Source organism: Marinobacter salicampi (assembly GCF_011074795.1).
Taxonomy (GTDB): Bacteria; Pseudomonadota; Gammaproteobacteria; order Pseudomonadales; family Oleiphilaceae; genus Marinobacter; species Marinobacter salicampi.
In genome coordinates, this window is the sequence record NZ_JAAMPF010000018.1 from 141,762 (window position 1) to 168,481 (window position 26,720).

21 protein-coding genes are annotated in these 26,720 nt (G+C 58.9%); 9 read left to right on the forward strand and 12 right to left on the reverse strand.

Going from position 1 to position 26,720, the window contains the following annotated elements:
- Window positions 1–96 precede the first annotated feature (96 nt).
- The 11 genes from znuB to pilG all read right to left on the reverse strand — a co-directional run bounded on the left by znuB (window position 97) and on the right by pilG (window position 16,116).
- The gene (gene znuB, locus G7W63_RS09700; RefSeq protein WP_166256748.1) at window positions 97–909 is read right to left on the reverse strand and encodes a zinc ABC transporter permease subunit ZnuB; all 813 of its coding nucleotides are present in this window, start codon (window positions 907–909) and stop codon (window positions 97–99) included.
- Window positions 896–1,678, reverse strand: coding sequence for a zinc ABC transporter ATP-binding protein ZnuC (gene znuC, locus G7W63_RS09705; RefSeq protein ID WP_166256751.1), 783 nt, complete (start codon window positions 1,676–1,678; stop codon window positions 896–898). The genes znuB and znuC overlap by 14 nt, the downstream gene beginning before the upstream one ends.
- Window positions 1,671–2,162, reverse strand: a complete 492-nt coding sequence (locus G7W63_RS09710) for a Fur family transcriptional regulator (protein WP_166256754.1) — start codon at window positions 2,160–2,162, stop codon at window positions 1,671–1,673. The genes znuC and G7W63_RS09710 overlap by 8 nt, the downstream gene beginning before the upstream one ends.
- Window positions 2,163–2,227: 65 nt before the next feature.
- A complete protein-coding gene (locus tag G7W63_RS09715) occupies window positions 2,228–2,692 on the reverse strand; it encodes a chemotaxis protein CheW (protein WP_166256757.1) in 465 nt (154 codons plus the stop codon).
- Window positions 2,689–3,756 (reverse strand): chemotaxis protein CheB, encoded by a 1,068-nt coding sequence (locus G7W63_RS09720; RefSeq protein WP_166256760.1) that lies wholly within the window; start codon window positions 3,754–3,756, stop codon window positions 2,689–2,691. Before G7W63_RS09720 ends, G7W63_RS09715 begins: the two co-directional genes overlap by 4 nt.
- Window positions 3,756–11,669: a hybrid sensor histidine kinase/response regulator gene (locus G7W63_RS09725; RefSeq protein ID WP_166256763.1), complete on the reverse strand. Its 7,914-nt coding sequence runs from the start codon at window positions 11,667–11,669 to the stop codon at window positions 3,756–3,758. Before G7W63_RS09725 ends, G7W63_RS09720 begins: the two co-directional genes overlap by 1 nt.
- A gap of 11 nt (window positions 11,670–11,680) precedes the next feature.
- The gene (locus tag G7W63_RS09730) at window positions 11,681–12,580 is read right to left on the reverse strand and encodes a CheR family methyltransferase (protein ID WP_166256766.1); all 900 of its coding nucleotides are present in this window, start codon (window positions 12,578–12,580) and stop codon (window positions 11,681–11,683) included.
- A 27-nt stretch (window positions 12,581–12,607) separates the two neighbouring features.
- A complete protein-coding gene (locus G7W63_RS09735; protein ID WP_166256769.1) occupies window positions 12,608–14,683 on the reverse strand; it encodes a methyl-accepting chemotaxis protein in 2,076 nt (691 codons plus the stop codon).
- A 79-nt stretch (window positions 14,684–14,762) separates the two neighbouring features.
- On the reverse strand, window positions 14,763–15,308 hold the full coding sequence (locus G7W63_RS09740) for a chemotaxis protein CheW (RefSeq protein WP_166256772.1): 546 nt from the start codon (window positions 15,306–15,308) through the stop codon (window positions 14,763–14,765).
- 19 nt (window positions 15,309–15,327) lie between these two features.
- Complete coding sequence (gene pilH / locus G7W63_RS09745) at window positions 15,328–15,690, reverse strand: twitching motility response regulator PilH (protein ID WP_166256775.1); 363 nt, start codon at window positions 15,688–15,690, stop codon at window positions 15,328–15,330.
- 33 nt (window positions 15,691–15,723) lie between these two features.
- Complete coding sequence (gene pilG, locus G7W63_RS09750; RefSeq protein ID WP_166256778.1) at window positions 15,724–16,116, reverse strand: twitching motility response regulator PilG; 393 nt, start codon at window positions 16,114–16,116, stop codon at window positions 15,724–15,726.
- Window positions 16,117–16,418: 302 nt separating this feature from the next.
- Here pilG and gshB point away from each other — a divergent pair, with 302 nt between their 5' ends.
- The 7 genes from gshB to G7W63_RS09785 all read left to right on the forward strand — a co-directional run bounded on the left by gshB (window position 16,419) and on the right by G7W63_RS09785 (window position 22,908).
- A complete protein-coding gene (gene gshB, locus G7W63_RS09755) occupies window positions 16,419–17,366 on the forward strand; it encodes a glutathione synthase (RefSeq protein ID WP_166256781.1) in 948 nt (315 codons plus the stop codon).
- A 75-nt stretch (window positions 17,367–17,441) separates the two neighbouring features.
- Entirely contained in the window at window positions 17,442–18,305 is an 864-nt protein-coding gene (locus tag G7W63_RS09760) for an energy transducer TonB (RefSeq protein WP_166256784.1), read from the forward strand.
- Complete coding sequence (gene ruvX / locus G7W63_RS09765) at window positions 18,302–18,742, forward strand: Holliday junction resolvase RuvX (protein ID WP_166256787.1); 441 nt, start codon at window positions 18,302–18,304, stop codon at window positions 18,740–18,742. Before G7W63_RS09760 ends, ruvX begins: the two co-directional genes overlap by 4 nt.
- Before the next feature lie 15 nt (window positions 18,743–18,757).
- Entirely contained in the window at window positions 18,758–19,267 is a 510-nt protein-coding gene (gene pyrR, locus G7W63_RS09770) for a bifunctional pyr operon transcriptional regulator/uracil phosphoribosyltransferase PyrR (RefSeq protein WP_166256789.1), read from the forward strand.
- 70 nt (window positions 19,268–19,337) lie between these two features.
- Complete coding sequence (locus tag G7W63_RS09775; RefSeq protein WP_166256792.1) at window positions 19,338–20,348, forward strand: aspartate carbamoyltransferase catalytic subunit; 1,011 nt, start codon at window positions 19,338–19,340, stop codon at window positions 20,346–20,348.
- On the forward strand, window positions 20,345–21,640 hold the full coding sequence (locus G7W63_RS09780) for a dihydroorotase (protein ID WP_166256795.1): 1,296 nt from the start codon (window positions 20,345–20,347) through the stop codon (window positions 21,638–21,640). Before G7W63_RS09775 ends, G7W63_RS09780 begins: the two co-directional genes overlap by 4 nt.
- A gap of 290 nt (window positions 21,641–21,930) precedes the next feature.
- On the forward strand, window positions 21,931–22,908 hold the full coding sequence (locus G7W63_RS09785; RefSeq protein ID WP_166258286.1) for a putative solute-binding protein: 978 nt from the start codon (window positions 21,931–21,933) through the stop codon (window positions 22,906–22,908).
- A 66-nt stretch (window positions 22,909–22,974) separates the two neighbouring features.
- On the opposite strand, the gene G7W63_RS09790 is transcribed toward G7W63_RS09785, so the two are convergent.
- Window positions 22,975–23,247, reverse strand: coding sequence for an HU family DNA-binding protein (locus G7W63_RS09790; protein ID WP_166256798.1), 273 nt, complete (start codon window positions 23,245–23,247; stop codon window positions 22,975–22,977).
- Between the two features lie 240 nt (window positions 23,248–23,487).
- On the opposite strand from G7W63_RS09790, the gene G7W63_RS09795 reads away from it, so the two are divergent.
- Together G7W63_RS09795 and G7W63_RS09800 are read left to right on the forward strand one after the other, a co-directional pair.
- Entirely contained in the window at window positions 23,488–24,558 is a 1,071-nt protein-coding gene (locus tag G7W63_RS09795) for a hypothetical protein (RefSeq protein ID WP_242634375.1), read from the forward strand.
- 27 nt (window positions 24,559–24,585) lie between these two features.
- The gene (locus G7W63_RS09800; protein WP_166256801.1) at window positions 24,586–26,652 is read left to right on the forward strand and encodes a TRAP transporter large permease subunit; all 2,067 of its coding nucleotides are present in this window, start codon (window positions 24,586–24,588) and stop codon (window positions 26,650–26,652) included.
- Window positions 26,653–26,720: the final 68 nt, after the last annotated feature.

Genomic DNA, 26,720 nt, shown 5'->3' on the forward strand with positions numbered 1-26,720 from the left:
ACGTCAGCAATGCGGCTTGCGTGTCTGGTCCGACTCTACGCTAGCCCGGCCCTGCCTCCAAGTGTCCGTTAGCAGGTCAGGTAGCCTCTGTCTCGTTCAACCCCGCTGTTTTCGCAACAAGGTATAGGTGAGTGCGAACATGATGAAGGCGCTGACCACGACTGAGGGGCCCGCCGGACTGTTCAGATGCCAGGAAGCGCTGAGTCCTGCGCTTACTGCAATCATGCCGATGGCCATGGCCAGCCAGACCATCTGTTCAGGGCTTCTGGCCATGCGCCGGGCGGTGGCTGCCGGTATAATCAGCAGGGCAGTGATCAGCAGTACCCCGACAATTTTCATCGCGACGGCAATAACCAGCGAAAACATAAGCATAAGGATTAGACGAAGGCGCTCGACCGGAATGCCTTCTACCTTGGCCAATTCTTCGTGGACGGTGCTCATCAGCAGGCCCCGCCAGAGCCAATACAGCAGTGCCAGTACTACCGCTGCGCCACCGTAGATCCAGCCCAGGTCGTCACGACGCATGGCCAGCAGATCTCCGAACAGGTAAGCGTTCAGGTCTACCCGTACTTCCGGCATGAAACTCAGGGCTACCAGGCCGACGGCCAAGGAGCTGTGGGCGAGAATGCCCAGTAGCGTATCGGTGGCCAGGGACCGGCTACGGGCCAGGAAGACAAGGGCCACCGCCAGGCCAACACAGGTCATCGCGATGGTCAGGTTCATGGGCAACTGCAGCAGGAACCCCAGGGCAACCCCCAGCAAAGCCGAGTGGGCGAGTGTATCTCCGAAATAGGCCATGCGTCGCCAGACTACCAAGCAACCCAGGGGGCCCGCCACAAGGGCAACCCCGAGGCCGCCTATCAGTGCCCGCCAGAAAAAGTCGCCCAGGATATGATCAATGAGTGGCATGGCTGCAGTCTTTGTGAGGTTGCGTTTCGGCTGTAGGTGAGATGACCTCGCCATGAAGATCGTGGCGGTGGTTGTGCTGGTGGTGGTAGACCGCCAGGCTGTCTGCGACCGAGCGACCGAACACCTCCACGAACCCGGGGTCACTGGATATCTCTGCCGGATACCCACTGCAGCAGACGTGCTGGTTGAGGCAGATGACCCGGTCTGTTGCGGCCATCACCAGATGGAGATCGTGGGAGATCATGATAATGCCACAGTTGAGCCGATCCCTGAGGCTGCGGATCAGATCATAAAGCGCGGCCTGACCATTGATGTCAACGCCCTGGGCCGGCTCATCAAGCACCAGCAGGTTGGGTTTGCGTGCCAGCGCACGGGCGATCAACAGGCGCTGCATCTCGCCTCCGGAAAGGCGATGCACCGAAGCATCCGCAAGATGGCCGATACCGGTATCGGTCAGGGCTTGCTGGCAGACCGACCGAGGCTCGCCAGTCATGGCCATGAATCGGCCGACGGTCATTGGCAGGGTCGGCTGCAGGTGGAGGCTCTGGGGAACGTAGCCGATCGTCAGGCCTTTCTGTCGCCGGATGCTGCCGTGAGTAAGCGCCTGCACGCCGATGACCGCCTTGATCAAAGTGGTTTTACCAGCACCGTTAGGCCCAATAATGGTGAGTATGTCGCCGGGGTTCACCACCAGATCAATGCCCTTCACCACCGGCACCCCATCGAACTCAATGGTGGCGCCGGTCAGTTCCACCAGCGCCTCACTCATCGTTGGGTCCCGATTTGCAGGCAGGGCAGAGCCCTGCTATTTCCACCGTGGTTTCCTCAGCGGTAAAGCCTTCCGCTTCACTGACCGAACCAAGAGCTTCAGCGACCTGGGGTACAGTCAGCTCAAGCACATTGCGGCAGGACCGGCAGATCAGGAACAGACTGCTATGACGGCTGCCGGTATGGGTGCAGCCTATAAACGCATTGAGGGACGCAATACGATGGACAAGGCCATTCTGCTGCAGAAAATCGAGCGCCCGGTACACTGTCGGAGGTGCAGCGCTGTAGCCTTCGGTGGTCAGTAGCGCGAGGAGATCGTAGGCCCCCAGGGGTTTATGGGACTGCCACACAAGCTCCAGAACCCGCTCCCGAGTCGGTGTGAGCCGGACATTGCGTGCCCGGCAGATGCGTCGGGCATCGCTCAGAGCTTCGCTGACGCAGGCAGAATGATTATGGGGTCGGTACGGCAGCGCACTGACAGACATAGGGGTACCCGGAACAATGAATAATGAAACATTATAACATTATCCTCGGCGGGGTTACAGCAGGCTCAGGCCTCTGTCTTACCCAAGGCCAGAGCCTCCAGGTATTCCAGGTTCGGAATGTAGGCGGTGTGGCCCTCGACATCCACTATCATAAGATCAGCGGGGCCGGTCAGGCCTTCGACCGACGTGATCTGGTCCTCTGCAAGCCGGGCCTGGCTGGGGATGCCCTGGGTTACCAGCGCAATAAATGGTAGTTGGTCATGATACTGACCAATGGTGTTCAGGACCGCAATACGGCCCCGATTGCCATCAGGTCTGGCCACCTGGCCGCCGTTCGCGGCATCGTAGGAGATAACCGGTAACTCCAGGCCACGCCAGTTGAGCCGCCCGATCAGCCAGTCCGGCGCGTCTGCCTGGGCTTCGGCGCCAGCATAATCAACCACTTCGGCAATGGATACGTTGGGCAGCAGAAGCTGGCGGTCGGTCATGGGGATCATGACGCAGGGGAGAATCTGGCTGTTATCATTCATGATCTAAAGTCCTCGGGCCGGTTCCGGACCTGCTTGCGGGCAAGCAGGCAGGATTCCTTAATGGTTTTGACAAGCTCCCTGGCCAACTGTTCGGGATTGCCTGTAAAGCTGGTACAGCCGGTTTCAGCAACCGAATCCGGCATTGAACTGTTGCCACAGCTGTCACTGCTCTGAACCCATACCCTGCTGCCATAGGCTTTCAGCAGGGGCGCCGCGATGGCACCGTCGTTACCCATGCCGGAGAACAGGATAGTGTGGCAGCGCTTGCCGTAGTGATCACCCAGGTTGAGCAGAACCTGATCAATAGAGGGTCCGTAGGGTCCGGGCCACGGCGTCGCTTTTTCGATCAGGGCACCGTCGCCATCCAGGGCCCATTCACGCTCCACCGGCAGCAGGATCACATCGCCGTGACAGATCTTCATGCCGGCCTCTGCACGAACCAGGCGATAATTGGCGTGACGTCCCAGGACACGGGTCAACACGTCGGTAAAATTGGCATCAATATGCTGGGCGTAAACAAACCCCACCGGTAAACCGGCTGGCAGCGAATCGAGAAACGCTTTTACCGCTGCAGGGCCTCCTAGCGACGCTCCCAGAACCCAGACCTCATCAGCGGGCTGCCCGGGCAGAGCTGGCGTGATCCAGGCCGGCAGATCCGGCTTTGGCGCCGGATCTGCCGGCTCCACCGCAAGTTCAGCAAGATCATCGGCGGAATCCAGTTCTTCCAGCGCTCCCAGCAACTGCTCCAGCTTCTGGTGCAGCCGCCGTTCCCAGCGGAAGTAATCGGTCCCGCCAGGTTTGGGTGCCTGATCGACACCGAACAGTATCGGCGCCTCGGTATTCTCCAGCAGGTGGTCAAACAGGGTCGGGTGGTCCGCTTCATCTTCAAGGGTGACCAGCCACAGCCCTGCCTCTGGCAAATCGGCATAGCCCAGCAGGCGTTCAGGAGCCCCCGAGAATCGGGCCTTGAGCCCGAATTTTGCTGCCGCTTCCTGTAGCCGATGACGCTGCAGGACATCGTCCGAAACAATCCCGACCTGAGGCCGGCCTGCAGGGCCGGACATCAGGTGTTACCGGTAAGCCGCTGAATGGTCTCCAGGAGCTCGGTTTCCTGGAAGGGCTTGCCGAGATACTCATTGACACCGATGGCCAGGGCACGCTCACGGTGTTTCTGACCGGTCCGGGAGGTGATCATACAGATTGGGGTTTCCCTCAAACTGTCGTCGTGCCGGACAAAGCTGGCCACTTCAAAACCGTCCATCCTGGGCATTTCAATATCAAGCAGGATAATGTCGGGCTTGTGGTCCTGTAGCTGGGCCACCGCATCAAGGCCATCTTTGGCGGTTATGACCTCCATGCCATTGCGCTCCAGCAGGCGCGAAGTGACCTTACGCACGGTTACCGAGTCATCCACTACCATGACCAGGGTCTGACGGGCTTCCCGGCGCTGCAGCTCCTGAGTACCCTGCTGCTCGGCAAGGCGCTGGCGTTCAGAAAGAATGTCTGACCGGATCATGGCCGGCAGGTCGAGAATAACCACCACGTTACCATCACCTAGGATGGTAGCGCCGGAAACACCCCGGACCGATGTGAACTGCGGGCCCAGCGACTTTACAACGATTTCCCGACTACCCATCAGGCTGTCCACCTGCAGGGCCATAGGTTGCTCCGCGCCACGGACCAGGATCACCGGCAATGGCAGGGCCTGACCCTGCAGCTTGGGGTGATGCTCACTGTGCAACAGATTTCCCAGGTACTGGAGGCGATACTGCTGGCCGGCGTATTCGTACAGGGGGGCATCAGGCTGATAGTACTCTTCCAGCTCGTAGGTGCTCACCCGCACGATACCCTCAATGGTATTGAGGGGTATGGCGTAGAAGTCTTCCCCGGTGGATACCATCAGGGCGCGGTTTACCGAAACCGTGAACGGCAGACGCACGGTGAAGGTAGTGCCCTGGCCCAGCACCGAATCGATATCGAGGCTGCCACCCAGCTGTTTGATCTCGCTGGCAACCACATCCATGCCGACACCGCGCCCGGAGATCTGGGTAACCTGTTGTGCGGTCGAGAAGCCCGGTTGCAGGATAAACTGCAGGATCTCCCGGTCGCTCAGTTCCTCGTCAGCGCCCATCATGCCCTGGCGGATCGCCTTGTCGCGGATAATTTTAGTAGGTATACCAGCGCCGTCGTCGGCCATGCGCAGGACAACCTCGCCACCCTCGCGGCTCAGCGACAGGGTGACCTCACCGGTTTCAGACTTGCCCGCTTTTTTGCGGTCGGCGGGTTTCTCGACACCATGGTCAAGGGCGTTGCGCAACATGTGCTCCAGGGGCGCGATCATGCGCTCCAGTATGGTGCGGTCCATCTCGCCCTCGGCATTGCGGACGTCAAACTCGACTTTCTTGCCCAGTTCACCACTGATCTGGCGAACGATACGCCGTAGCCGCGGTACCATCGAGGCAAACGGAATCATTCGGGTCTTCATCAGACCTTCCTGCAGTTCCGTATTAATCCGTGACTGCTGAACCAGAAGGGTTTCGGTATCCCGCACCCTATCAGCCATGGTTTCACGAAGATCGGCAAGGTCCGATGAGGACTCTGTCAACGCCCGGGACAACTGCTGGATCGAGGAGTAACGGTCCATTTCCAGGGGGTCAAAGTCATCCCCGTAGTCCGGTCCGTGTTCCCGCTCAGCCCGGAACAGGATCTGGGCCTCGGTCTCGATGTCCATCCGTCGCAACTGCTCACGCAGACGCTCGATTGTAGCGGCCATTTCGTCGAGGGTGTGTCCGAACTCACTGGTCTGGGTTTCGAGGCGACCACGGGTAATACTGGTCTCACCCGCCAGGTTAACCAGTTCGTCCAGCAGCGGCGCCGATACTCGGATAGTCTCCTGGGCATTCCGGCTGGCTTCAGCCTGACGCGCCACTGCCTTGGGCTTGGGTGTTTTCGCCGGCGGCGTTGCCTTGGGCCTGGTTTCTGCAACAGGAAGCGCTTTGGGTTCGGGTACAGCTGGCGCTTTGGCCTCCGGCGCAGGTCCAGCTTTAGAAACCGCTGTTCCGCCAGCTTCGAAGCGTTCACGGAGCTGTGCTACCTGCTTGATAATGGCGTCGTGATCAGCCGTGATGGCCTGCCACTGGGCTTCATCAGGGGCCTGGTTTTCCAGTTCCACAAGCCGCGTTTCGAGCGCATGTGCCTGGTTGCCAAGCTCCTCCTGCTGGGACAGGCGCGCGCCCCCTTTGAGCGTGTGAAGTGCCCGCTGGGCTTCCCGGTTGAAATGGTCGTTGTCCGGTTCTTTGCGCCAGTCCGCCAGCAATTGCTCAAGCTGATCGAGCAGCTCGCTGGCTTCTTCCAGGAAAATTTCCAGGACTTCTTCGTCGACCGCTTCAATGTTGACAGGCATCGATGGAGACAACTGGCGCGATGCATTGTCCAGATCAGCCGAGTGGAAAGCCGCAATCAGTGTGTGAGCGGGAGCCGGCTTCTGGCCTTCCTCCAGCGCACCCAGCATCTGTCCCAGGGTTTCGAGGGCCTGGGCACTCAGGGCCAGCAGTCGCTGTTGGTCACCGGTACCATCTATAAGCGGTTCCAGGTTGTCATGCCAGGCTTCGGCCAGATCCGCTACGGCATCCACGTCGGCCAGCCGCGCTCCACCCTTGAGAGTGTGCAGTTCCTGCTGCAGCTGCGTGACCCCGGTTAATTCGTTGGGCGCTTCCCGCCACTGATCAAGACATTCTGCGATGGCACCGTGGAGCTCAAGGCCTTCATCGAGAAAAATGCCGATCAGGTCATTGTCGGAGCCTTCGGGCAGGGCAGCCAGAATGTCGTGCTCATCTGCTTCCGGTTCGGCAGAACTCAGGCCTACGGGGCCCGAAACAATGGCCTCGACTTCCGCAACCAGCTCGTTCGCGGGCGGGCAGGGTTTCTGGGTGGCAATCTGTTCCACCATCTGGGCAAGCCGGTCATGACAGGCAAACAGCAGCTCATTCATGGCCGGAGACGGGGCCAGCTGACCTTCAGCTACTTTCTCAAACAGATCTTCCAGCACATGGGTCAGGTCGCCGATCGCGCTGACCCCGGCCATACGGGCGCCACCCTTCAGGGTGTGAACATCCCGCTGCAGAGTTGCCGCCAGCTCGGTATTTTCGGGGTCTTCGCTCCAGGCGTGCAGGGCACTGCCGGTGGAGTTGATCAGGTCGTAGGCCTCTTCCAGGAAAATGCCCAGCAGCTCGGGGTCCAGGTGGGACAGATCGGCTACCGTGCCGTCAGGGGCCGATCCTTGCGCTGACGACTGCTCATCGGGTGAGTTCTCTTCTTCCCCTACGGGCTCTTCCTGCCGCTCCTCTGTCGGCTCTTCTTCCAGAGAAGGCTCCTCCGAGTCCATGCTGGTGGGTGCATCAGAGGACGCAGCCTGCAGTTCCGCAACCAGACCCGGCACTTCCGGGCAGACCTTCTGGTCCGCGATAGCATCGATTAACGCAGCAAGCTGGTCATGGGCACGCAGGGCCACGTCTGTACGGGGTCCGGTGGCGGCTATGTCGCCATTAACAATGCGCTCGAACAGGGTTTCCATCTCGTGGGCAATATCGGCCACCGGCGTGATGTTTGCCATTCTTGCGCCGCCCTTGAGGGTGTGCAGTTCGCGCTGGAGTTCCTTGACCAGCTCCGGCTGGTTCGGGTCGGCCTGCCATTCATGAAGCTGCTGGGCAGTCTTGTGGATAATTTCGCCGGCTTCTTCCAGGAAAATCTCTGCCAGCTCCGGGTCAAGCTCAAACTCATCAACCGGCTCTTCAGCCACGGGCTCGGGAACGGGCTCGTCGTCGGCCTCAAGCTCAATGACCGGCAGCTCGTCATCGTCTGCGTTCGATTCCTGATCCTGGAGGTCATCAACATTGGTGACCGGTCGCTGACCGGGTGTGCTGGTGATGTAGTTGTGTACTTCACCGATCAGGTCTGGGGCCGGCCTCGGTGATTCTCCAGCCTGTAACGAGTCGACCATGCTGGCAAGACGGTCATGACAGCGGAAGAGCAGATCCGACAGTTCGTCAGTAACCACCAGCCGATGTTCAGTGAGGCCTTCAAAAAGGGTCTCAAGTTCATGGGCAAGGTCGCCGATCGGCGGGATATCAGCCAGTCGGGCACCGCCCTTCAGGGTATGGAGGTCCCGTTGCAGCAGACGCAGAAGGTCAAGGCTGTCAGGTTTTTCATGCCATGCCTGGAGTGTATCCGCTGTGCTTTCTATGAGGTCACTGGCTTCTTCCAGGAAGATTTCAGCCAGCTCTTCATCAAGGGCATCATCTTTGGATACGTCCTCACTGTCTTCCACCTCCAAGGTGGCAATGTCCTGCTCCGGTATGCCGAGATCGCTGGCGAAGCTTTCGTCAATCTGGTCCAGATCCCCTGAAAACTCTTCTTCAAAGGCATCTACTGAAGGCCTGCCGCCGTTGTTACGCAGGGCAACCAGCTCGGTGATAAGGGAAGGATCAGGACGCGTGGCAAGACCGGCCGCGACCTGATCCATCATGTTGATCAGGGTTTCGTGGGCCTCTTTCGTGGTCAGGAAGAAACTGGCGTCCGGCGTGGTTGCCGCGTCCTGGGTACTTTCGTACACCTGATGCAGGATGTCGGCCAGCTCGGCGACATCGGTAATGCCTGACTGACGGGCGCCGGTAGCGAGCTGTTTCAGTTCATGAACAAGAGTATCAAGCTTTTCGGTCTGGTCTGGATCCGCGGCCCAGGCATCGAGGATGCTCTCGGCGTCCAGCAGTATGTCGAGACCTTCATTAAGGAAAAGGTCAATGAGTTGCGGGTCGGCCTGAGCAGTCGTGTCGGTTTCGGTTCCGGCAGCGATTCTGCTGCCGAGCGTCCGGCCGGCAAGATTGTCCAGTCGGGCAAGGAAATCACCCGAACCGGCCAGCTCAGCCTGGGGATTGCTGCGGATCTGTGCCAGACCCTGGGTGAGGAACTCACAGGCGTCTGCAATAATGCTCAACAGCTCACGGTCGGCTTTCTTATTCTCGGCCCGGGCGTCCTTGACGAACTTTTCCAGCGGCGTGATTACCCTGGCAATGGGCTCGATGCCTGCCGTGTGAGCGCTGCCTTTTAACGTATGGAGAGCACGGGACAGGTTATCGGTAAACGCGACCGAGGATTTGTCGCCGGCCTCGGAAAGAAACGCCTGCAGGGTTTGCAAGTGGGTTTCTGTCTCGCTCTCAAAAATTTCGATCAGGACCGGATCGACCAGGCTTTCATTATCGGTGTGATCGGCTGTTTCCAGCGGCATGGCACGGGTGTCGGGAATCTCGCCATTGGCCAGGGCTGTGGCCCGCGCCTCAAGGGCGCTGGTATCGATCGAGGCCGGGCGATGATGTTCAAAATCAGAGACCAGTGCCGGCAGATTGTCGGTCACGTCCTGAAGCAGGCCGGCAACGTCATCGTTCATGAACACACTGCCGTCGATGATACGGTTCAGCATGTTCTCCACGCACCAGGCCAGTTCACCGATGATGGTTGCCCCGACCATACGACCGCTGCCTTTCAGCGTATGGAAGGCACGGCGGATTTCAGCCAGAGCCGTACGGTCGTCATACTGGCGTACGAGCAGGGGCAGGTATTCCCGGATGGTATCCAGGACTTCCCCCGCCTCTTCCACAAAAATCTCAAGAATCTCATCGTCAATGAGATTATCCGCATCAAATCTGGGGCCCGCCAGGGCTTCCGGAACCGCCGCTGAGGCGTCAGCAACGGCTTCTTCACTGGACTCAGACTCCTCGTCTGCCTCGACCCGGATGGCAGCCTCTGTTCCAGACTTGCGGGTAGTTGCCAGCGCTTCGGCGCGGTCGATCAGAGACTCAACATCGCCTTCTGCGTTGCCGCGGCGGAAATCCTCAATAAGGGCAGGAATACGGGCGTTGGCGTCATCAATAAGGTCGAACAGCTCTTCGGTCGGCTTGATGGTCTGGTCAATGACCCGGTTGAGCAGATTTTCAACAGCCCAGGCCATCTCGCCTATGCTGGTTGCGCCAACCAGTCGTCCGCTGCCTTTGAGCGTGTGGTAGGCCCGGCGAACTTCGCTGAGGGCTTCATGGTCATTGTGGTGCTGTCGCAATACCGGATAATAGGTATTGATGGTACCGAGAACCTCCTCGGCCTCCTCGATGAAAATTTCCAGAATCTCGTCGTCTACAAGGTCAGTATCAGCTGCTCTGGCCATGGGTACGACAACCTCGGGCTCTGAATCGGCTGATCCGGGCTCATTGAAGCTGCCGTCCCATGTGGGCTCGGCACCCACAGGGAAGCCGAGGCTTTCAAGGCTTTGTTCGGCAATCTGGAGAATCGCCTCGTTGTCATCAATGCCCTCGGCGAGGCGTTCCAGGTAGTATTCGATGCTGGTGATGGTGTCGGCCAGGGTGTCGAGCTGTTTCCAGTCGGGCACCCGCTTGCCTTCAAGCAGCACATCGGTGATGTAGCGCTCTGACGACGCCAGCATATCCGCGACGCGGTCCAGGGGAATGAGTCTCAGGCCACCACGGATGCTGTGGAGCAGACCAGGGACGTGTTCGATCTCTCTCTCGTCCCACTGGGAGGCTATGAAGTTGACCACCGCGGTCTTCACCTGTTCCAGGGAATTGCGCGACTCCCTTAACAGTGCACTGTTGGCTTCGCCCAGCTCCTGGCTGCCAAGGTCAACACCGCCGTCGCTACGGCCGCGCTCTGATGGCTTTTCCTTCTCCAGGCCCACCAGGGTAGCTTCGATGTAGAGCAGTGCCCCGGCTATATCCATAAGGGCGCCGTCATCAACTGCGTTCGGCTGCCGGACCAGCTGTTCGACAATGTCGATCTGCTCGGTGGCCACGCGACGAGGAATCCCGAGGCCAAGCACGGCCAGGGTGTTGGCGACCTGCTGAAGCCCGGGCAACAGCTCTTCCAGCTCGCTGTTCTGGCGGAACTCGGCCCTGACAAACAGGTCGAGCTGATCCTTCAGTTTGGCCAGCTCTTCGTTAAGCGCGCTCACGACCGAGTGGATTGCATCGCGGCCCGGCCCGGATACCCGGTCGCGAACTTGATCCATGGCTTCGTCGGAGGGCAGGGCTTCGGCCAGCTTATAGCGTTCGGTCAGTTGCCTGACGTAAGGCGTGTCGAGATCCTGCGCCCGGGCCACGTAGTACAGAAGATGTTTGAACAGAGCCTCTGGCAGAGGCTGTTGCAGAATGTCGACGTGCTCATCAATGAGTCTTCGAAGTTCGTTATCCAGCTCCCGCAGAATCGACTTGACCGCCGCATTGATCGGGTTGTGGCCACTTTTAATGGAGTCCACGAAACCGCCAGCGGCACGCCAGAGTTCAGCCCTTGGGGTGTGCTGGCAAAGCTTGATAAGGCGAAGTATGACTTTGTGAAGGTAGTCAAAATGGGCGTCGAGATCGGTCTCACGGACAACGCCCGCCAGTGCGAACTGGTACATCTGCCGTAGTTTGCGGATGTGTCCCAGAACCTTCGGGTCCTGCAGACGCTGGGAGGCGTTTGGCGCGGCCGGCATGCGGGCGGCACTCAGATCCGGTTTGAACAGGGACGTATCAGACAGCAGCGATTCGCCCCGGGCTGCCCGCAGATCGTTCAGTAGCGGCAGCAATACCAGGGGGAAGTCGTCCTTGCTGCTGGCCAGGTGCTCCAGATACTGGGGAAGCTGCAAAATAGCCTGCATGAGTACTTCGACGGCTTCGTCAACACTGGCTACGGTGTCGTTGAGAACCGCCTGGGTCAGCTTTTCCATCTCTTCGGTCAGCAACGCCGCACCGTAGAGCTCGACCATCTGCAAGGTGCCATGGACCTGGTGGAGGTAGTTCAGGCAAAAACGCAGGCGAGCGGTGTCGTCCCGATTGTCGACAAACGCCTCGAGTGCGTGCTGACCCTGAGTCAGCGTTTCCTGTATCTCGCCCCGAACCCAGTCCAGGGCGATGCTGTCATGGTGATTGCCCATAACCACTCCGGTTATTCTTCGTCAGACTGGCGACGTATCCACGCCAGTACATTTTCCGAGGGGACCCGTTGCAGGCCAGGGGGTTGCCAGTCGGTCAACTCCCCCTGGCCGAGAACAAGAAGCCCCCCAGGTGCCAGTCTCTCTGCAAGCCGTTTTACAATCTCCCGCCTTCGCCAGCGGCGAAAGTAAATCAGCAGGTTCTGGCAGAAAATTATGTTCATGCCGTGCATGGGCGCCTGCTTCAGATCCAGCACATTAAGCCGGGTGAAGCAGACGCGCTGTCGGATGCTCTCGACGATTTCCACGGTATTCCGTTCTGCTGGCCGGAAATACCGGGTTTTCAGATTCTCGTCCATGCCTATCAGCTTGCGGGCACTGAACTGCCCCCGTCGGGCCTTTTCAATAGCAGGTTTGCTGATGTCCGATCCAGTGACGCCGAAAAGTGGCGGCAAATCCAGCTGGGTCATGCTCTCATTCAGCAGCATGGCCAGGGTGTAAGGCTCCTCACCGGTAGAGCAACCAACGCTCCAGGCCTCCAGTGGGCGGCGCTTGAGCACCTCCCGGGGCCGGGTCAGGATGTAGTCGGACACCAACCGAAACGCATCCGGGTCGCGTAGGAAACGGGTTTCCTGAACCGTCAGCCGGTCAACGAGGATTCCCCATTCCACAACAGCCTCGTTACCCGAAACTATCTTCTCGTAATAAGCCTGGTAACTGTTGCACTCGATTTCCCGCATCCGTATCCCGACGTTGGTTTCGAGAAACGATTTGCGTTCCCTGGTCAGGGTCATCCCGGTGCGATGTTCCAGTAGCGTACGCCACTGGCTGAACTGCGCCTCATCCATTTCCGGAAGTTGGCGCAGTGACCATATGCCCGGGGCCGTTGACAGGTCGTGATGCTTTTCAGCCATAAACCTTCAGCAGCTCTGGCGAGCCATTCAGCTCACCACCGGAACGTCGCTGTCTTCATCTTCCTCAACATTCGACACTTCTTCTTCAGGCAGCGTGAAGCCTGCTACCGACGAACGCAGCTGAGACGCCATCTCCGCCAGATTTCCGATCGACTTCGCAGTGGCGTTGGTGCCCGACGAGGTCTGGGAGGTGATTTCCTGGATAACGTTCATGGTGTTGGAAATGTGGGCCGCAGACGATGCCTGCTGGCGTGCCGCGTTGGAGATGTTCTGGATCAGTTCCGCGAGGTTCATCGATACGTTCTCGATTTCCTCCAGGGCAACACCGGCGTCCTGGGCCAGGCGGGCACCACGGACCACCTCGGCAGTGGTGTGCTCCATCGAGATAACGGCCTCGTTGGTGTCCGACTGGATCGTCTTAACCAGAGCCTCAATCTGCTTGGTGGCAGCAGAGGAGCGCTCCGCCAGACGCTGGACTTCGTCCGCAACCACCGCAAAACCCCGGCCCGCGTCACCGGCCATGGAGGCCTGGATTGCTGCGTTCAGGGAAAGGATGTTGGTCTGGTCAGCAATGTCGTTGATCAGCGATACGATGTCGCCGATTTCCTGGGACGACTCACCCAGACGCTTGATCCGCTTTGATGTTTCCTGGATCTGCTCACGAATGTTGTCCATGCCGCGGATGGTGTTCTGTACCACTTCCGCGCCTTTCTTGGCGATCGCAACCGACCGCTCAGCAACCGCAGAAGATTCGGCAGCGTTCGACGATACCTGGTCGATGGACACTGCCATCTCGTTTACCGCGGCAGAGGCGCCCGCAATTTCCTGGGCCTGGTGCTCGGAAGCATCGGCCAGGTGCATGGCCGTGGCCTGGGTTTCCTGGGCCGCCGAAGCTACCCGGACCGCAGTACCACGGATCGCCTGTACCAGCCCGCGCATCTGGTCGATCGCGTAGTTGATAGAGTCGGCGATGGCACCAGTGAAGTCCTCGGTTACCGTGGCCTCGGCAGTCAGGTCACCATCGGCCAGGTCAGCCAGCTCGTCCAGCAGTCGCAGGATCGCGTTCTGGTTCTGCTCGTTCTGCTCCTGGGTCGCTTCAAGGCGCTCACGGGCTGCCCGGTACAAGGACCAGCCGATCAAGACCACGATGCCTGCCATGGCTGCCAGCAGCACATAGGCAAGGGCCGGGCTGACAAAGCGGGAGTTGGCCTGGAGGGCAAACTGGTCTGACAGGTTGGAGGTTTCGTTCAGCAGAACCTGGGAGTTCTGGAAGATTTCGCTAGCGGCGCGGCGAACCTTGAAGAGGTCGGGAGAGGCTTCAAGGATGGCGTCAACGTTCTGGGACACGAATTCGAACAGTTCATCGACGGCTTCGAGACCGTAGATGGCGTCCTCATCCTGCACCCGGGAGATGCCCATGGCGGGGTTGCCTTCCACCTGGCCCTGGAGAACCCGTCCGAACAGGGTGGCGTCCCGGCCGAACCGGTCAGCGGCGATGACGGCGTCCTCATCACCTGACAGAACGTTGTTGACCGAGCGTACAATCCGCTCAGCCAGCAGAGACTGGCGCTGGGCCAGGGCGATCTGCTCGGCAGGAGCGTCGTTTTCAAGCAGGATCTGAACGATGTCGTCGTATTCCACCTGTAGCTGGGGAATCGTCTCGTTAAGGGTCTGCGCCACGGCGTGGAGGCCAAGTACCGCCTCACGGGTGGAAATAATGCTGTCGGCGTTGGCGCGTACCGAATCCCAGGTATTCTGTACCGGACTCTGGGCGGCCAGATCGCTGGGAGGAAGGCCAGTGCTCGCGTCGCCCCTGATGAGGTAGCCCCAGAGCTGGGAGAATTCGTCCCGTGACCGCCGCAACTGGTCAAAGGCCTCGGCGGTACCGCCGGCGGCCTCGGTCGCGTTTTTCGCGATTTCCTGGGAAAGAACCCTCAGCTCGTTGGCGTGGGCGATGTATTCCTGATCGTTCTGGCTGTCTCTGTTGACGATGAACAGTACCACAACGAGCAGGATGGTCAGTGCGATCAGAGCGGCAATCAGACCACCAACAAATTTGTTGGCACCCTGGGCCGCGCTGTATCTTCCGGCTCTATTCTTCATTTTCTGGCTCCCGGCCTCTTCTTTGGCAAGTTAGTCCTGCGGGGGTTGATAATGCATGGTGATGGTCCTGCCATCGCCATCACCACTGGGCAACGTCCAGAAAGCGCTCATCTTCCATCAGTTCATGGGTAGAGAACACTTTCCAGGTTTCCTCATTGCGCTCATACCCTCCCTGAACAAAGGGCTGAACGTTTGCGGGGGTTTCCGTGGGGTCTGCCACAAAACTGTCCACCGCGAAATACTGCATGCCGGATACGCTGTCTACGACAAGGCCGCTGAATACATCGCCCTGTTCAATAACCAGGATCCGACGTTCGCGCTGACTTTTGGCGCTGCGGGGCAGGTCAAAAAAGTGAGCAAGATCGATAAGGGGCAAGAGCCGGCCACGGACATTGGCCGCACCGAGCATAAAGGACCGAACCCCCGGTACATGGGTGTATCGGGGGACATGAAGAATCTCCACAACTTCACCCATGGGTGCAACGTAACGCTGGCCGGCAAGTACAAAGCCGATGCCATTCCAGAGCTCAACGGCTTGCTGTTGCTCCGGCAGGCCGGAAGCAAGCGTCCGACTGCGGTGGGCGATATCCGTCAGAACGGCATAAGGGGCAGCCTGGTCGGACATGCTTACTCCATCATGTGGATCAGGCGATCAGACTATTGATCGTTTTGATCAGGTCATCTTCGTTGACAGGCTTTACCAGATATCCCTTGGCGCCCTGGCGTGTACCCCAGACACGATCAGTCTCCTGATCCTTGGTGGTGACAATCACCACCGGAATGGAAGCTGTTTCCGGAGCCCGGGTGAGCTGGCGAGTGGCCTGGAAACCGTTCAGCCCTGGCATGACAACGTCCATCAGCACCAGGTCCGGAGTTTCGGCGCGGGCCTTGGCAACACCATCGGCACCGTTGTCGGCGGTCAGCACTTCGTGCTTGTGTTTCTCAAGGATGCTCGAGATCTTTTTCACCTCGGTGGGCGAATCATCAACAATCAAAATGCGGGCCATGATGTCCTCAAATGGTTCTGTACGTCAGCGATATCACTGTTCCGCTTGCGGAACATACTGGCGAATCGTGTTAAGTAGCTCGTCCTTGCTGAACGGTTTTGTCAGATACTGGTCTGAGCCGACGATGCGGCCCTTTGCCTTGTCAAACAAACCGTCCTTGCTAGAGAGCATGATGACCGGCGTTTTCTTGAAGGCTGAATTGTTCTTGATGAGTGCGCAGGTCTGATAGCCGTCCAACCGGGGCATCATTATATCGACAAAAATGATGTTTGGCTGCGAATCGGCAATTTTGGCAAGAGCATCAAAACCGTCAATGGCGGTAATTACATCACAACCAACCTTTTTAAGAAGGGTCTCTGCGGTGCGACGGATCGTCTTGCTGTCGTCAATCACCATAATCTTCAGGTTTTCGAAGTTGTCATCCATTGTCGAACAGCCTTGAGCTCTGCGAGTGTCGTTATTTTAACCGGGCGTTTTTAACACCCTGTTTAAGGGTGTTCTATAAACTCCGCTTCTTTATAGATTATCGATGGCAAGAGAAAAAGAACAACTTTGTGACTAAATGTATTGATGCGTCTTAATTCCTGATATCCATGGCTGATTCAGGTGCATTCGAGGACGGGGTACAATACCATCACCGTCAGCATAGCACTTAATCTTCGACGCGCTCTGCTGAACGGTTCCGGTTTCTGAATAAACAGTTCTGAGTAAACAATGGCAGGGGTGCAATGACAGTCCGACTCGGCGTGGTGATGGATCCGATCGACGCGATCCACTACAAGAAAGACAGCACACTCGCAATGCTCTGGGCCGCCCAGCGCAGAGGCTGGCACATTGAGTATATGGAGTTGCCGGACCTTTACCTGAAAGGCGGAGAGTCCCGGGCGAAGACCCAGGACCTGAGCGTCAAAATGGATGCTGACGACTGGTTCCGCTACGGTCAGACCCATGATCGGGCCCTTGCCGACCTCGACGTAATTCTGATGCGCCAGGACCCGCCGGTGGACCGTGAATTCCTGATGGCGACATACATTCTGGAAGCCGCGGAACTCAAGGGCACCCTTATGGTCAATCCTATGGCTGCACTCAGGGACTGTAACGAAAAGCTATTTGCCACCCAGTTTGAAGACTGCACGCCGCCGGTGCTGGTGACCCGTTCGGCGGCAAGGCTGAAGGAATTCTATGCCGAGCACGGGGACATCATTCTCAAGCCGGTGGACGGCATGGGTGGCAAGTCTATCTTTCGCGTCAAGGAGGGTGACAACAATCTTGGCGTCATCATTGAAACTCTGACTCAGGATGGCCGCCACCAGACCATGGCCCAGAAGTTTATCCCCGAGATCAGTCAGGGCGACAAGCGCATTCTGCTGATTGAAGGCGAGCCGGTGCCCTATGCACTGGCGAGGATTCCGTCCCAGGGCGAAAACCGGGGCAACCTTGCTGCCGGCGGCAGGGGTGAAGGCAGGGAGCTGACAGCACGGGACCGGGAAATCTGCGCCCGGGTTGGACCCGCGCTCAAGGCGAAGGGACTCATATTTGTGGGGATCGATGTTATTGGTGATTACCTGACAGAGATCAACGTCACCAGCCCAACCTGCATAAGGGAACTGGATGATGCCTTTGGTATCGACATCGGCGGGCAGCTTATGGAAGCCATTGCCCGCAGGTTGGGGTGAACGACTGCCGCCCGGGCTTGAGGTCCCGCGACCCGGGGCGGCGGTTATAACGAACGTATTGGATAAAATCACGTAATGGCAGTTCAGGTCAGCGACTTTGATCGCTTCTCGTTTACCCTGTTTATGGCCCTGGTGCTGCACGCAGTTCTGGTGCTGGGGATTACTTTTGCCCCGGAACTGCCGCAGCCATCCGCCGAGACGATGGAAATTACCCTGTCCCAGTTCGATGACGATGAGGCGCCTGAAGAGGCTGATTTCCTTGCCCAGACTAGCCAGCAGGGCAGTGGCAGCGAGGAGGAAGCCCGGGAGATGACGACGCCGGACCCAACTGAGCTGGCGGGCGAGTCAGAGGTCCAGGTTGAGCCCCAGGCCCGGGCGCAGCCTGAACCGGTAGCGCAATCCCCGAAAGAAGTGGTGGAAACCCGCAGCGACAGTCGCCCCTTGGTCAGGCAGGAGCCCGTTGAAGAGCCCTCCCGGGAACCCATGCCGGTGGCAGAACACAAGAGCCTGATGGAGCGCAGTCTGGAAATCGCCCGGCTCGAGGCTCGCTTTGACAACCAGCGCCAAGCCTATGCCAAGAAACCCCGGGTGCTGCGGGTAACTGCGGTTTCCACCCTTCGGTCGGTCAATGCCCATTACGTGCAGAACTGGATTGATAAGGTAACGCGGGTAGGCAACGTGAACTATCCCACCGAAGCTAGGCGGGAAGGGATCTATGGCACGCTGCGGGTGCTGGTTGTGCTGAAGGCGGATGGCAGCCTCAAGGAAGTGGCGATTCTCCAGTCCTCCGGCAGCAGCATTCTGGACGATGCCGCCATTCGTATCATCAGGATGGCATCCCCTTTTGCGCCTTTTCCTGATGACATGAAGGCGCAGACAGATCAGCTCGAGATTATCCGGACCTGGTCGTTTCAGCGCCGCGGCCTGAGTTCAGGATGAGCAGATCAGGTCAGCGCCAGGTGCTCGCATTTGATTTCGGCGTCAAACGGATAGGCGTGGCGTTCGGGCAGGAGCTCCTGGGCAGTGCCCGGCCGGTATCGCTATTGCCGGCAAGAGATGGCATTCCCGACTGGAGCGCCATCTCAGCTCTGATTGATGAGTGGCGTCCGGAGCAGCTGGTGGTTGGCCTGCCGCTGAATATGGATGACACTGAGAATGACATGTGTGCCCGGGCCCGTAAATTCGGCAACCGGCTGCACGGCCGCTTCCATCTGCCGGTGGCTATGGTCGATGAGCGTCTCACCAGTTTTGAGGCCAAGGGCGACGTGCTTGCGGCCGGGGGCAGTGGTGATTTCGGCCGGAACGGTGTGGATGACCGGGCAGCGGTATTGATACTCGAAACCTGGTTCAGCGAAGAGGCCCGGAAACGGCCGTAACAGATGGGGATATCGATGACCGCATTGCTGAATATGGATACACTGCTCGATGATCTGGAGGCCGGCCTGCGCCGGCAACTGCACGAGCGGGGCATTGATAACCCGGCATTGATCGGCATTCGTACCGGTGGGGTCTGGCTGGCGGATGTGCTGCACAAACGGTTGGGGCTGAACGAGCCTTTTGGCGAGCTGGATATTTCTTTCTATCGGGACGATTTCAGTCGCATTGGGCTGAATCCCCGTGTACAGCCATCCCACCTTCCTTTTGAGACCGAAGGGCGGGACATTGTGTTGGTGGACGATGTGGTCATGAGCGGCCGCACCATACGGGCCGCCATGAACGAGATCTTCGACTACGGCCGGCCCGCCAGTATTCTGCTCGTCGCCCTGATTGATCTGGGCGCGCGGGAACTTCCCATCCATCCGGATGTAGTGGCCAAGGAGCTTTCCCTGGAAGCCCATCAGCGGGTAAAACTGCAAGGTCCCGAGCCACTGAGCGTCGAGCTCAGGGAAGCCGGCCAGTAACCGGCCATCAGGGTAGCCACAGGCACAAGAGCGAACTTTACACGTTAGGCAACACGGCAGGCGGGGCTTTATGACGGCAACGGATTCATCTTTACCCACCTTGCAGCTCACCCGGGAGGGCAGGCTCAAACACTTCCTGACACTCGATGGCCTGGATCAGGCTCTACTGACAGACATCCTCGATACGGCCGACTCGTTTATAGAAGTGGGCGAGCGCAGCATCAAGAAGGTGCCTTTGCTGAGAGGCCGAACTGTCGTCAACCTGTTCTTCGAGTCAAGCACCCGGACCCGCAGCACCTTTGAGCTTGCGGCCAAACGGCTGTCTGCCGATGTGCTCAACCTGGACATCAATACGTCGGCCACCTCCAAGGGCGAGACTCTGTCAGACACGCTGCTGAATCTTGAGGCCATGGCCAGCGACATGTTTGTGGTGCGCCATTCCCAGAGTGGTGCGCCGCACTTCATCGCCGAAACCGTGACCCCTGGCGTTGCGATCATCAACGCCGGTGACGGGCGTCATGCCCACCCCACCCAGGCCATGCTCGACATGCTCACTATCCGCCAGCATAAGGGCCAGTTTGCCGGCCTCAAGGTGGCCATTGTCGGGGACATCCTGCACTCCCGCGTGGCCCGGTCCCAGATTCGTGCCCTGAACACCCTGGGGGTGGAAGAGGTGCGGGTCATCGCGCCTGCAACACTGCTGCCGAAAGATGTGGAGAGCCTGGGTTGCAAGGTCGAGTACGACATGCGGCATGGCCTGCGGGATCTTGACGTCATTATTATGCTCCGGTTGCAGCGGGAACGGATGGAGGGCGCACTTCTTCCCAGTGAGCGTGAGTTCTACCGCCTCTACGGACTGAATGAGGAGAAGCTGGCGCTGGCGGACAGCCGTTGTATTGTCATGCATCCGGGTCCCATTAACCGCGGAGTCGAAATTGAGTCAGCGGTTGCTGACGGGCCCCAGTCAGTCATTCTAAACCAGGTGACCAACGGCATAGCCGTTCGCATGGCGGTCATGTCCATGGCCATGAGCGGACAGGTCTCAGAGCGCGTCCAGCCAGGTGAAGGAGCGGGCCAATGAAGACATCTGCCCCGGAGAGTCTGTGCATTACCGGTGTAACCCTGCTCAGCGGAGCGGGCATCGGTGACCAGGTAACCAGCGTACTGATACAGGATGGCGCCATTGCTGCGTTTGGCAAGCAGGCTGAGCAGGCCACTGCTGACCGGGTGCTGCAGGCAGAGGGTTGTTATCTCAGCCCTGGCTTTGTAGATCTTTACTGCAACCTTCGGGAACCTGGCAACGGCCAGAAGGGCAATATTGCTTCGGAAACGCGGGCGGCAGCCAAAGGTGGCTTTACCACCGTCTGCGCCGCCCCTGACTCATCCCCCATCAACGACACCGGCGCAGTCACACGCCTGATACAGGAAGTGGCCAGTGAGCGATCGCCCATCCGGGTACTGCCCCTTGGTGCCACAACCCGGGGCCTCGAAGGCGAACTGCTCAGTGATATGGCAGGTCTAACGGCGGCAGGCTGTGTTGCCTTCAGCAATGGCTCTCTGGGTATCCGTGATGCCCGTGTCCTGCGCCGGGCGATGGCCTATGCCCGCACCTTCGGGTACACCCTCATGTTCCAGCCTAACAACCGTGCCCTGGCAGCCGACGGTTTCGCCCACGACGGCCTGGTCACCGCCCGGTTGGGTTTGTTGGGTATTCCGGAAATTGCCGAGACCACCGCGGTCATGGAACTGCTTCTGCTCGCCGAGGAAACCGGCGTAAGGCTGCACCTCAGCCAGATCTCCACTGCGCGCGCGGTGGAGATGGTGGCCGAGGCCCAGGCTCGCGGTGTCGCGGTGTCTGCCGATGTGGCCATGCACCAGCTGGTCTTTACGGAAGACGCCCTGTCCGGTTTCGACAGCCGTTTCCATGTGATACCTCCCCTGCGGTCTGAAAATGACCGCCAGGGGCTGCTGACGGGCCTGCGGACCGGAACCGTGAGTGCCGTTGTCAGTCAGCATCAGCCCCATGATCCGGCTGCAAAACGTGCACCGCTCGGTGAGACGGCCCCTGGTCTGTCGAGTGTAGAGAGTGTGCTGTCCATGGGGCTTATGCTGGTATCCGATGGAGAGTTGACGCTGCCTGAGCTGATCCGGGCCCTGACTTCCGGCCCTGCCGGCGTTCTTGGCCTGGGCGTCGGCGAGCTCAGGATAGGGGTCGGCGCTGATCTGTGTGTGTTTGACCCCGCCGCCACCTGGGTAGCCAATGACACCAGTCTGCAGTCCACGGGTAAGCACGGACCCATTCTGGGTCGTCCTTTGCCGGGTGTGGTCCGTTACACAATCTCTCAGGGCAGCGTAGCCTGGCAGCCAACCTGAGGAGCGAGCCACAAACGTGGCCTGGGTAACCCCAAGGCTGCCTACTGCATCACAATTCCTCGCTTTTTGCTGGTATGCCCTTGGAGAAGGGCACGCCTGCCAACGTATCCTTTCATCTATCGACTTAGGCTCGATACCAAAATAACGCAGCGCATTCTCAGCGTGACCAGAAGCCGTGAACGGACGAATCGGCCCGCCTGCGTTTCACAAGAATAATCAGGAGTCTTCCCGTGAACCCACGATCCCTTACCCTTACCCTTACCCTGACCCGTTGTTTGACTGCAGCGGCGATGCTGTTAGCGGCCTTTTCGCAGTCCGTCATGGCCCAGGCCGGTGATGAGGTGCTGGAACGCAGCTTCTGCGTTTTTGATCCGGTCGGTGCCAATGGTCCGCTGTTTGCGATTACCAAGACCTTTCGCCCGGTTGCTCTTCAAGAAGGCATCAAGCTGAATCTGCGCGCCTATACCGACGAGAAGGTGGCAGCCGAGGATTTTAAGGCAGGACAGTGCGACGCGGTGCTGCTTACCGGCACCCGGGCCCGGGAGTTCAACAAATTTACCGGCAGTCTCGAGGCCATGGGCGCCATCCCCGGAGAGCAGGAGATGCGGCTGCTTTTCAATACCCTGAGTCAGCCAAATGCCCGACCCTTTCTGGTCAACGACAAGTACGAAGTGGCAGGGGTATTTCCCGGCGGAGCTGTCTACCTCCACATGCGGGACCGCACCATCGATACCGTGGAAGAGTTGCAGGGCAAGAAAATCGCTACGCTGGACTACGATACCGCATCCGTCCGGATGGTCCGGCACGTCGGTGCCTCAGTGGTCGGTTCCAATTCCGCCAATTTTGCCGGCAAGTTCAACAATGGCAGTGTTGATCTGGCCTATGCGCCCGCCGTGGCCTATAGCCCGCTTGAGCTTTACAAGGGCGTTCAGCCAAACGGCGGCGTGTTCAAGTACGCGGTGGCGTACATGAACTTCCAGGTCATCCTGCATCGCGATCGCTTCCCTGACAAAGCGGGTCAGATGGTCCGCAATGAATCCATCAAGCGGATCGATGAGGCCTACCAGATTATCGCCCAGGCAGAATCCGAAATCCCGGCCGAGGTCTGGATGCATCCACCTGCGGAAGATACCCGGGGTTACGATTCGATGCTTCGGGAGGTTCGCCTGTCCCTGCTCGAGGATGGCGTTTACGACGAGCGAGCAATCAAGCTCATGCGGGCGATCCGGTGCCGGGTGGACGGCAGCCGCTCCGAGTGCTCCACCTGACGACTGAAACCAGGCCTGGCGGACTGACAGAGAGCCGTCGCCTCAGGCCTGAGCAGGGCTACCGGGCTATCTGATCTGGTCCTTCAGGGATTTGCCGGGTTTGAAGCCGACAGTCTTGCTGGCGGGTATCTGAATGGCCGCACCGGTTTGAGGGTTGCGCCCGCTTCGGGCCTCCCTGTTGCGCACGGTAAAGGTACCGAAGCCGATCAGGGTGACATCGTCGCCTCGTAATGCAGCAGAGGTAACCTGGTCAGTAAAGGCCGTTATCACTTCACTTGCTTTGTCGCGGCTGAGGCCGGTCTGTTCTGCTATAGCACTGGCCAGCTCTGGTTTGCGCATTGATACCTCCTAGTTTGTCGCTTCATGCCCTTAATGGGTGCTGACCTCAGGTATAGCGGGTCGGGGAAATCTGTCAATGCAGGCAAAGGTGACATGTATCTTCCAGATCCGTCTTTGAGGTGCCGGTCTCACAAACTGATCCGCTTCTCGGGGATAATGCCAGCCTGGTTACGCTTGGTAACATAGCGCTGAGAAGCAGGAGCGTCGGCTCCAACAATAAGAAAACACAAGGTGAAAGACATGAGAATGGAATTCCTGGACACGCAGACAGCCGGCGACCGGGCCGGGCGTCCAAAGGCCCGCGGCGTCATCATCGGCCTGCTTGCCAGCGTAGCGCTCAGCGGGTGCGGAGCGGTGAATCACGTGCTTTACAAAACCACCGGCGACGTGATGAAAGGTTTTTCCAAAGATCACACCGTTCCGTACCTGATGCAGACCGACGACGTAGCCATGAGTTGTGCCATGAGCGAAGCGACCTCGCCTCTTTTGATGTCGTTCGGACGCGTGACCAGCGATCCGGACCAGCTGGCCGTGATGCTCTATCTGGCATCTGGCGGCTGCGCCGAAGAGCGCGCCCGCGAAGACGAGCTCGCCAGTCTGGCGGCCCTTCGGGCCATGCGGCCCGAAGCCGCTCAGGATGCGGCCATACGACAGAAACGCCACTATGTATTGGCCGCAAAGCGCTATTTCAGCGGCTGGCAGCATCACAATCTTCATTATGGCAATCCTGACAAGGTGGAATGTCCGGATCTGGACGACGAAATTGACGGCTTCATTTATATGGCAGGTCTGCTTTCCGGTTTGCAGGCACTGAATGCCGAGATCCAGTCAACCTCCGCCATCGGGGTGCCCAAGAACATCGGTTCTACAGTGGCCCGCGCAAGCGGATGCCTCGATAACGCGGCCTGGTGGGGTGCCCCCATGGCGCTTCGGGCGACGGTTTGGGCGATGATCCCCGGAGCAATGCCGGACGGCGAGGATGCGTTCGAGCGTCTGGAAATCGCCGACCGCCAGGGCGAAGTGGCCGGAGTCCGCCTGAGCCACGTGTTCCATGCCATCGCGGCGATAAACAAGGGCGATGACGAGCGTCTGCGTAGCGTAATCCGCAGACATGCCGAGGCCATCAACACGCAGCCTGCTGCGGAGGACTGGGTCATGGTGGACCGGATGGCCACCCAGGTGATCCTCGCAATCTCGGACCGTATGTGGGTTGAAAATGTAGGCTACCGTACCCCTACGGGCAGGTTAGGCAGTTTCTGGGATGACCAGGCCGAGGCCACCGAAACCATGGATCTGGACGACATTCTCTAACTCTATCTGTCAATTAAGGCCTGTCTGATGCCCCGTAGTCGTATGCGCCGCTCTGGCCGGGAGTGGTTTTCCTCCCTCCCGGCATGCCTGCTTTTGCTTGCCGTGGTGGTATTTTCGACCAGCAGTGACATCCATAACCAGATGCTGAGGGGCGGGGAGCAGCTCTGGGGTGGTTACTACAAGCTGCGCAGCGATCCGGTGGAGCCGACCTGCGACCCTAACCGTGATCTTGAAGGAGCTATTGCCGAGGAATTGGCCAGCGGCAGTGACCTGGATGATGACCTGCTTGACCTGCTTGGGTCTGAGCCAAAGGACCCGGAGAAAGTCCGGCAGTCCGTTGAACAGGCCCTTGAGGATTGTCAAAACCGCCATGAGCGCTATGAGGAAATCCGCGATCGCCTGACACCAGCGGTACGGGCTTACAGAAGCGTAGAGCTGTTTGTTGCCGATCTGATTGCTTTCGGGCTTGAGTCCCAGCGTTTCATTCTGGTCATCCTGGTTATGCTGTGTGCCGCTACAGCGACCCTGACCCGCCACCATATAGCCATGCGCGCCATGCAGACGCGGCTTGATTATACGGTATCCCATGCCCTCCAAAGCGTTGCCAACTTCATGTTGCTTGGCTCCAGCGCACTGTTCCGGCATTCAACCGTTGCTGCGGGCGGCGACGTCTCGCCCGAGCGTATGCTGCTGCATAACCTGTGGGTTATCGGTTTTGCTGTCCTGACCCTGGCAAGCCTTTACCGCCTGTTCCGACCGCCGGTTGACCTCGAGCCGGGAGGTAGCCTTAACAAGGCCTTTCTGGCGGTCCCCCTGTATACGGTCATGTGCCTGATCTCGGGAACCTACTTTGCCCTGATCGGGCATGCGTCCGGCATCGGTATCTACCTGGGTACCATGATGGAACTGGCCGACATGTTCCTTAATGTGGCGCTCTATGTGTGGGTGGGCATGATGCTCAAGCAGACTTGCATGGCGGCTCTGGTGTTCAACGTTTTCCGTCCCTGGCGTATGCCGCCGGAAATGCTCGCGGTGGTTGCGGTTCTGGTGGCCGCCATCCCTACCGCCTATACCGGTGCCTCGGGGATTTTTGTGATTGCCGCCGGTGCTGTTATCTACAGCGAGTTGCGAGCGGCTGGCGCCCGTCGTCAGCTGGCATTGGCCGCCACGGCCATGTCTGGGTCCCTGGGTGTGGTGCTGCGGCCCTGTCTGCTGGTGGTGGTCATAGCCTACCTCAACCGCGAGGTGACCACTGACGAGCTGTTTGGGTGGGGCATCTGGGTCTTTCTGCTTACCGCAACGCTTTTCATGGTTGTGGCCCTGAGTGTGAATCGCCAGAACCGGTTCGACTTTGCGCCGGTATCCGAAGCCCTGCCGGCAACCCTGAGCGCCCTGAAGCCGCTGGTGCCCTACGCCCTAGTCATGGCAAGCATCATCCTGTTCTACCTGTGGGCTCTGGATGTCAGGATGGACGAGTTCTCAGCCCCCCGGCTCCTGCCGGTCATCATGCTGGGCATCCTGCTTTACGAGCATATCAGCGCCCGGCGTCATGCCAGGAAAGACAGTGAAGCGTTGACGCACCAAGGGCTTGAGCACAGTATCCGCGGGGCGACCAATGATACCACCTCGGAAATAGGCGCTTTATTGCTGCTGCTGGGTTTGTCAGTGAGCATAGGCGGAGTGATCGAGCGTTCTCATCTCATGGGTCTGTTTCCGCAGGCGTTCGAGAGCGCTTGGAGTGCCATGTTACTGATGGTTGTGCTGCTGGTGATCCTGGGCATGATCATGGATGCGTTCGGCGCTGTTATTCTGGTGTCGGCCACCGTGGCCGGCATTGCCTACGCCAGCGGTATAGACCCGATTCACTTCTGGATGGTCACCCTGGTCGCGTTCGAGTTTGGTTACCTGAGTCCGCCGGTGGCACTGAACCATCTGCTTACCCGTCAGGTGGTAGGTGAGGCTGAAATTGCTGCAGCCCAAGCTGAGCCAGGCACTTTCTACCAACGCCATGAACGCATCATCATGCCTCTGATTACCATGGCCATAGCGCTGGTTCTGGTAGCTTTCGTGCCCCTGCTGTTCTATGCAGTCTAGTCACACGACCATTTAGGAACAAAAAAAGCGCCCGCAGGCGCTTTTCTATTTGGGCTGACGTTATTCGG